Origin of the sequence: Phormidium sp. FACHB-1136 (assembly GCF_014697375.1) — a bacterium.
Classification (GTDB): domain Bacteria; phylum Cyanobacteriota; class Cyanobacteriia; order Phormidesmidales; family Phormidesmidaceae; genus Nodosilinea.
Genome location: NZ_JACJRS010000236.1, coordinates 1 through 2,111, shown reverse-complemented (window position 1 = coordinate 2,111; position 2,111 = coordinate 1). Strand labels below are relative to the sequence as shown.

Annotated in this window: 1 pseudogene; it reads left to right on the top strand. The window is 55.4% G+C overall.

From position 1 onward, the window contains the following. Positions 1-1,867: pseudogene (locus tag H6G62_RS26950) on the top strand (Tn3 family transposase); the annotation flags it as partial. Positions 1,868-2,111: the final 244 nt, after the last annotated feature.

Below are 2,111 nucleotides of genomic sequence, written 5' to 3'. Positions count from 1 at the left end.
TATACCCACATCCGGGCCTCCTATCTGCACCATTACCGCCGCATGGTTCCGGCCATCCTAGATACCCTCCACTTTCGGTCCAATTAATGAACAGCACCAGCCGGTGATGACGGCCCTGACCTTACTCCATCGTTATCGCGACAGCACCCGACGGTATTACGACGCCGACGCCGACCTGGTGATGGAGGGGGTACTCCCCGATGACTGGCCCGAACGGCTGGGAGAACCGGATGACACCGGCGAAATTCGCATCAATCGCGTCAACTACGAAATTTGTGTGCTGCAGGCCCTGCGGGAAAAGCTCCGCAGTCGCGCAATTTGGGTCGAAGGGGGACGGCGCTATGGCAATCCCGAGCAAGACTTGCCTCAAGACTTCGACGCTCACCGCCAGGTTTATTACCAGGAACTCAAACAGCCTTTGGAAGCTGAGACCTTTGTTGAGCCATTAAAACAGACCCTGCAAACATCTCTGAGCACGCTGGATAGTGGCCTACCCAAGAATCCAGGCGTGCGGATTTTAGAGCGCAAGAATGGCTGGATTTCAGTGTCTCCCTTAGCCGCTCAGCCCGAACCGCCCAACCTGCAGAAGCTGAAGCAGGAAATCAACCACCGCTGGCCACTGACAGGCCTGCTGGACATGCTGAAGGAGACCGACCTGCGCATCAACTTCACGGAGTCGTTTGAGACGGCGGCCACCCGCGAGACCTTAGACCGGAATCTGCTCCAGCGCCGGTTACTGCTCTGTCTTTATGGCCTGGGCACCAACACTGGGCTCCAGCGGGTTTGCGCCGGGGTCGGCGATGAAGCCTATAGCAATTTGCTGTACGTCAAGCGCCATTACCTTCATCAAGAACATCTCCGCAATGCCATTGCCAAAGTCGTAAACGCTGTCTTGAACGTGCGTATGGCCCCCATTTGGGGCGAGGGCACCTCAGCCTGTGCTTCGGATTCCAAACAGTTTGGAGCCTGGGACCAGAACCTGATGACGGAGTGGCATCAACGCTACGGAGGCCGGGGCGTGATGATCTACTGGCATGTGGAGAAAAAGTCAGTCTGCATTTATTCCCAGCTTAAGACCTGCTCCTCGTCAGAAGTGGCTGCCATGCTTGAAGGTCTATTGCGCCACAACAGTGAAATGACCGTCGAGCGTAATTACGTGGATACCCATGGCCAGAGCGAGATTGCCTTTGCCTTTTGTCATTTGCTGGGCTTCGAGTTGATGCCGCGCCTGAAGCGAATTGGGGTGCAGCGTCTTTATCTGCCGGAACCTGGCACCAAGGCCGCTTATCCAAACCTGCAACCCGTTCTGAATCGAGCCATCAACGGGGAGCTGATTCGGCAGCAGTATGACCAGATGATTAAGTACGCCACGGCCCTGCGGTTAGGCACCGCAGAAACAGAGGTCATCCTCAAACAGTTCAACCGTTCCGAGACCAAGCATCCGACCCACCAAGCCTTGAGCGAATTGGGGAGAGCCGTCAAAACGATCTTCCTGTGTCGTTACCTTCAGTCAGTAGCCTTGCGGCAGGAGATTCAGGAAGGCCTCAATGTCGTTGAACGGTGGAATGGGGCCAATGACTTCATTTTCTATGGCCGCAGTAGCGAGTTCGCCAGTAATCGGCACGACCAGCAGGAATTATCCGCCCTGGCCCTACATCTGCTACAGATCAGTATGGTGTATATCAACACCTTGATGATTCAGCGCGTCCTAAGTGAGCCAGAGTGGATGACCCAGATGCAACCCGAAGACCTGCGGGCATTAACGCCCTTACTCTGGCAGCATGTCACACCCTACGGTGCCTTCCGTCTCGATTTGGGTGAACGACTGGATCTCGATCCCCACGACGTCCAGGGAGGATCTGCTTAGTCAACCCCGAGAATAGCTGCATGGTACCGCAACTATCCCGCTGCCGGAGAAAGGCTGAAACGCCTTACCCCATGATGACTACGACCGCTCTCTCCTAGGCGGGGCCGAGCGGATGAGTCTCACCAAGGTAGGACATTTCAGGCGTACTACAACATCTCAATTCAGGCCGAATTTAGGCCAAGCACTTCTTGGCCCCTGAGACTCAAATCAAGACTATGAGATAGCAACTTGGCGCTAGAAAGGC